Source organism: Succinivibrio sp., assembly GCF_045124615.1.
Classification (GTDB): Bacteria; Pseudomonadota; Gammaproteobacteria; order Enterobacterales; family Succinivibrionaceae; genus Succinivibrio; species Succinivibrio faecicola.
Map to the genome: position 1 here is coordinate 1 of NZ_JBGVMC010000268.1, position 5,885 is coordinate 5,885.

Below are 5,885 nucleotides of genomic sequence, written 5' to 3' on the forward strand. Positions count from 1 at the left end.
CCTGTAATATTGAGTGTATCGTTTGCAAGTGACATATTCTCTGTAGAATTCTGACGAAGTTCGTATGATGAATTCTTGATTTTTTCAAGAGATGAGCTTTGTACCTCAACAGATTTTTTCAAGAGTTCAATATTATCTACAAGTGTCCTTGCAAGATTTTCAATATCACTTAATCTACTCTGTGTAACAGATGCTAATGAACGAACTTCATCTGCAACTACAGCAAAGCCTCTTCCATGCTCTCCTGCTCTTGCAGCTTCAATTGCGGCATTTAAAGCAAGCAGATTGGTCTCTTCAGCTACATCCTTAATACCATCAACAACATTCTCGATTTTTGTAATATTGTTGGCAATCTCATCTGTGCATTTTTCAACATCTCTGTTTGAGCTGTCGATAAGATCGGTTGCATCAACTGTTCTATCAATAAATGATAACTGCTCATTTAATGCATTAGCAACAGAAGTTACAGAATCAGTCTGTAAATTAGACTTGGTTTTAAGATCATCTGACAGTTGTTTTTGAGAGTGAAGCACAGAACACATGGTATCGCCAAGTCTGTTAATACCAAGAGTAAGATCTAAGAACTGACCTTTTAATCTATCTGATGAAATTCTCTTTGTATAGTCATTTGATGTATATGACTCAAGTACAAATGAGACATCTTTGAATACCTGATTTATATTGTCTATAGCATTGTTTAAAGAACTTATCAGCTCCTGAACTGTCTGGTTTGATGAGATAAAATCAGCTCTTGATGAAAAATCACCATTTACTACTCTGTTAAGTGCAAGATGAACAGATTCAATTGCCTGTCTGTCATTTTCCACTCCTTTGGTAATTTCATCTGATATATCGCAAAGTATTTTTGATGCAGAACCTATTTCATCTAAATTGCGTGGACGCTTAAGACCTGGAGTACCACTCTTTTTCTCAAAATATTCAGAAAACTTCTTAAGATTGAAGCGAAGAAGACCAAGTCTTGATTTTAGAATTTTTGATATATAGATTATAAGCAAAGCCATAAGTACAACGACAGATAATGCAATTGCTATTGTTTCATATACAAGAGTATTTAAAGGTTCAAAAACTTCGCTCTTTTTTATCTTTCCAACAATAATCCAATTTAAATCCTTATCGTGGACAGCAACAAGAATATAATCAGTGCCATCAGACTTTGATTTGTAGAATTCATAGTGATACTGATTTTGGCTTGCCTTTTTTATAACATCAAGAAGTCCTGGTTCAACCTCATTTACATTTTTCTTTAATATGTAATCAGTGTTATGATGAAGCTGAATAAGACCAGAATTATTTACTGCATAGAAATATCCGCTCTTGCCTAGTTTCTGTGAGTTTAACAAAGATAAAAGAGTATTAACTTTTGCAGCAGTACCAGTGATTGCAATCAGTTTTCCAGAATCATCAAACATCTTGTAGTTTATGAACATTGCAAGATTGCCGGTTACTCTATCAAAGTCCATATTCACATCATATTCAGCCTTTGTTTCAAGAGTAAATTTTAACCATGAGTCACGGCCATTGATATCAAGTTTCCCTTTTGACTCACCTCTGTAGTAATAAAGATTACTTTTAAATGATGCTAAAAATGTACTGAAAAGATTATACTTTTCAATAAGTTTTAATCTGTCCTTTTTAAAAACAGGATAGAATTCATTACTCTCTCCACCTAAAATCCAGTCTATCGTATACTGACTTTCAGCCATTGATCTTGACTGAATAATATACGGATCGATAAAACCTTTGATATTTGTAGCAATTAGTTTTGTCTGTGTAGGAAGCTGCTTATTTAATATCTCTTTTTCTACAATTGAAGATGAATTTGCATAAAATAAGGAGCAGACAACAATAAGGATAAAAAATACTGACGAAAGAATGATGATAGAAAGTCTGTATACAAGAGATCTGTTTGATGTTTTTTTCATATGTCACTACCTACTTTTTTAACTGAATTATAGGTCAAGGTAAATTTCAAAATATTCTCAAATTCTCACAAAATCATTAACTTTTTGATTTACTTAAAAAAGCTGTGACAAAAGGCACATAAATGCGTATATCTTTATAAATAACACATTGAATTAAAAGCCTTTTATACGTATAATTAGCGTAAACTTATATGTATATAAAATTAGCGTTATTTACATCACATTTTTTAGCAAAAAATATAAATTTTTGTGACTTATATTGCTAATGATTATCAATTTATAATAAAAACGATAGTTTTTCCTATAATAAAAAGCGCGAAAAAAAATTATTACATCTTAAAGTTATTATTACATGGCAGATAATAAACTAGACGGCTCAACAGCTGATGTACTGTTGAATGACCTTAACGATTTTAAAGACATTGAATCACTCAAATCAGATCTTGGATTTGATAACCTTGATGAGGTTGTATATAACTCATCAAGCTCCTTTGATATTTCTGAAATAGCAGATCTACTCTTAGACAATATTGATGAATTTGTTTTCATTACTGATGCTGCATCAAAGAATATTGTCTATATCAATAAACCGCTTACTGAAGCTTTAGGTTTAAAACAGCCTTTTGTAGGTACATGCTACAGCATTATTAAAGGTAGAGATGAGCCTTGCAAAGAGTGCAAGAGTATCTGCAGTAATGATGACAAGTTCCACATCAACACTCTAGTTGACTGTGCACTTAAAGATGATTTCATTATTAAATCAAGAAATATCAATCTGTACGACAGAACCTATATCATTAATGTTGCTATACAGAAAAAGATTAAACATTCAGTAGTTGATCTTGATACAACATTCAATGATGTGATTGCTCCTTATACAATTATTTTTTCAAAGAATATTCACAATCCAGATATTCTTCTGTACCGCTTTTTAGAACATCTTGGAACATCCATAGATGCTAATGCAGTTTTCATGTATGAGCATGTTCAGTTAACTGATGAAAACGGTAAAAACAAAAGCGGTAATGACCAATCTGATGTTATTAAGTCTAAATTAACTAAGATCCTGCTTTGGACTTGTCAGAAAAAAGAATATGACGTTGCTCATCAGAATGCACCTGTAGATATCCTTGATAGCATACTCACAGAGCAGATTGTAAAAAATTATACTCATGAAAATGACCACTACTGTGCTCTGCCTGTACTGTTAGATGAAAAGATATTAGGTGCAGTAATCATCAAAAATGCAAATGAAGACAGATTAAAAACACTGACACCTTGCTTTAAAACCATTATCAATCTGATGGCAAGTGCCCTGCACAACAGAATTATGCAGGCTGAAATCACAAACTACTCTAATCTTGATCCATTAACAAAACTCAAGAATAGGAAGTGCCTGATTACAGACATTCCATCACTTTCAGTTGCAAAAAAACTTGGTGTAATTTTTATCAATGTTAACGGTCTTAAGAATATTAACAACACCTCTGGTATTGATAAGGGCGACACTATTCTAAAGAAGACTGCATCTTTACTAAAGCAGCTTTTACATCAATCTGAGTATATCTACAGATTAGGTGGTGATGAGTTTATAGGTATATATCCTGATATTGATGAGCATGAATTCATACTGCTGTCAGATATGATTAAAGCTTTCATGAGTTCTGATAAAGGCTTTAGCGCATCTGTTGGCACAAGCTGGATTAACAGTGGCATGACCATTCAAAATGCCATCAACAAAGCTGAATCTGATATGTATAAGGAGAAAAAGAAATACTACAGAATCAGCAAAAACGAAAATGAAAGATATAGAGTACAAAACGATCTTATCTTCGATATTTTAGAGCCTGCAAGAATTCAAGAACTTATTGCACAAGACTGCTTTAAGGTTCTTTATCAGCCTAAGTTTAAAATCCAGGGAGATGTTGCTCAGATTGCAGGAGCAGAAGCATTAGTAAGATTAATCATAAACGATAAGGTTATTCCGCCTGATGACTTTATTCCTGCTCTTGAATCTGCTCACTATACTCATTTAATTGATTATTTTGTTTTTGAGACTATCTGCAAGCAGATGAGAGAAAGACTTGATAAGGGAGAGAAAATTCTTCCTGTATCTTGTAACTTCTCCAGACACACTATCATACGACCAGAGTTTAAGACTAAGCTTAAGGATATATTAAATAAATACGATATTACTCCAAATTACATCCCATTGGAGGTATCAGAGCACAGTTCCACTGATCATCACAAGGAGCTTGTTGAGGTAACAGATAAGTTATCTAAGGAGGGATTTAACATCTCCATTGATGATTTTGGAACTGCGCATGCTAACATCTATACACTTGCAGATCTGACGGTAAGCGAAATCAAATTTGACAAGAAACTTATAGATAATCTTGGAAAAGGAGACGATGAAAAGCTTACAACAATTCTTGGTGTTCTAATTACCATGTGTAAAAAGCTTGGAATTAAAACTATAGCTGAAGGTGTAGAAGACGTAGTTCAAAATGAGATCTTAAAAAATCTTGGATGTGATGAGATTCAGGGTTACTATTATTCAAAACCTATAGTAGAAGATGACTACTACTCAAAGATCTAATCAAATATGACCACTCAAGAAAACTCAGTGGTCATTTCTTAAATTTAATACCTTGGTCTTCAGACCAATCAAAATGGCTCCTCCTAATCTAAAGTTTTGGAGAATGTCACTTAAGCATATAAATCTTTTGAAAAATATCTATCAGATCTGTCAGGACTTATAAAAACAATATTGCCCTTAGCACCAGAGTCAATAAGTTTCTTTACTGCAGCAAAAGCTGCACCTGTAGATGAGCCACCTAATATTCCTTCATATTTTGTAAGCTCACGGCACGATATAAAAGCCTCCTCATCATTGACTTTGATAACCTTGTCAACAAGTGACATATCCATGGTATCTGCAATAAAATCATTTCCAATACCTTCGATATTATAGTCAGCATGCTGTCCACCACCCATGGTAGAACCGACAGGATCAGCTAAAACACCTTTAATTTCTGGATTGCGCTCTTTTAAGTATTTTACAACACCTGAATATGTACCGCCTGAGCCTGCTCCTGCAACCAGGTAATCAATATTTCCATCAAGATCATCATATATCTCAACACCAGTTGTCTCATAATGAGCTTTTGGATTTGACATATTCTTAAACTGCTCAAGTGAAACTGAGTTTTCAACTGTTTTGAGTAACTCCTGAGCTTTCTTGGCTGCACCTAACATACCATCTTCTCTTTTGGTATGTATGATAGTTGCACCCAAAGCCTTCATTAGAACCTGCTTTTCAATAGAGAACTTTTCTGGCACCACAAAAATGACCTTAACATTTCTGTTTAATGCTGCAAATGCTACGCCTAAGCCAGTATTTCCTGCAGTTGCTTCAATGATTGTATAACCTTCTTTTAAAATACCTCTGTCAAAGGCATCATTAACCATATAAAGACCTGTTCTATCTTTTACAGATCCTGATGGATTGTAGTATTCAAGCTTTGCAAAAACATTTACGCCATCAGGAAGATTGAGCACATGATTGAGTTTTACAAGAGGTGTTTTACCAATTAAATCATGCATATCATTATAGTATTTCATTTTTATTCCTTACTTTGCACTTGCTTTGATTGCATTATCAATATCTAAAAGAAGATCATCTACATTTTCAATACCAACTGACAGCCTGATAAGATTGTCGTGAATGCCGATTTTTGCTCTTATATCAGCAGGAATTGAAGCATGAGTCATGGTTGCAGGATGGCATACTAGTGATTCAACACCACCTAAACTTTCTGCAAGAGCAATAAGATTTAATGACTTGAAGAACTTGCGATAGTCATAATTATCAGACAAAAGGAAGGAAATCATTCCACCACCGTTTCTTGTCTGGCGGGAATTTAATTCATAACCATCAAA

The 5,885-nt window shown here is 33.7% G+C and carries 4 protein-coding genes; 1 reads left to right on the forward strand and 3 read right to left on the reverse strand.

All coding sequences use genetic code 11. The features are described 5' to 3' along the window. Positions 1-1,943, reverse strand: a 1,943-nt coding sequence (locus ACJML3_RS07030) for a methyl-accepting chemotaxis protein (protein WP_406021860.1), incomplete at its 3' end; no start/stop codon positions are given. Between the two features lie 352 nt (positions 1,944-2,295). Between ACJML3_RS07030 and ACJML3_RS07035 the strand changes: the two genes are divergently transcribed. Further along, positions 2,296-4,542 carry an EAL domain-containing protein gene (locus tag ACJML3_RS07035; RefSeq protein ID WP_406021862.1) on the forward strand — a complete coding sequence of 749 codons (2,247 nt, stop codon included), beginning with the start codon at positions 2,296-2,298 and terminating at the stop codon, positions 4,540-4,542. Between the two features lie 110 nt (positions 4,543-4,652). Here ACJML3_RS07035 and ACJML3_RS07040 read toward each other — a convergent pair whose 3' ends face one another. Both ACJML3_RS07040 and ACJML3_RS07045 read right to left on the reverse strand, forming a co-directional pair. Beyond that, entirely contained in the window at positions 4,653-5,567 is a 915-nt protein-coding gene (locus ACJML3_RS07040) for a PLP-dependent cysteine synthase family protein (RefSeq protein WP_406021864.1), read from the reverse strand. Positions 5,568-5,576: 9 nt separating this feature from the next. Beyond that, positions 5,577-5,885 (reverse strand): PLP-dependent transferase (locus ACJML3_RS07045; RefSeq protein WP_406021866.1); only part of this gene is annotated, 309 nt, incomplete at its 5' end.